This window comes from Liquorilactobacillus sicerae (genome assembly GCF_029916425.1).
GTDB classification, from domain to species: Bacteria; Bacillota; Bacilli; order Lactobacillales; family Lactobacillaceae; genus Liquorilactobacillus; species Liquorilactobacillus sicerae.
The window spans coordinates 1-442 of the sequence record NZ_JAHAVQ010000254.1 but is presented as its reverse complement, the minus strand read 5'-3'; the positions used below and the strand labels follow the sequence as shown (position 1 = coordinate 442).

General features: G+C 34.6%; 1 pseudogene. It reads left to right on the top strand.

The window, feature by feature from the left end:
* Positions 1–29: 29 nt before the first annotated feature.
* Positions 30–442 (top strand): annotated as a pseudogene (locus tag KH893_RS12300) (glycoside hydrolase family 70 protein); the annotation flags it as partial.

Below are 442 nucleotides of genomic sequence, written 5' to 3'. Positions count from 1 at the left end.
AGCAAACTCAGGCTGATTATCTGAATTTTATGCAAAAACAGGGATTAATCAAAAACACTGACAAATTTTCTTCGAGTGATAGTCAACTTGTCTTGAATAAAGCAGCTGAAAATGTTCAAGTAGCAATTGAAGAAAAGATATCTCAACAAAAAGATACTGATTGGTTAAAATCTGTTCTTGCGGTTTTCGTTAAGCAGGAAGCTAATTGGAATAGTTCGACTGAAGACGTTAATTATAGTGGCCTTCAATTTCAGGGATGATTTTTATCTTATCAGAATAGTGACTTAACCCCAAATGCGAACTCGGATTGGCGTCTATTGAATAGAGCACTTTTTGATAGAAATGGGGAAAACTCATATTCAGGTTCTGATTTTTTACTCGCAAATGACATTGATAATTCCAATCCGATTGTCCAAGCCGAGGAATTAAATTGGCTTTATTA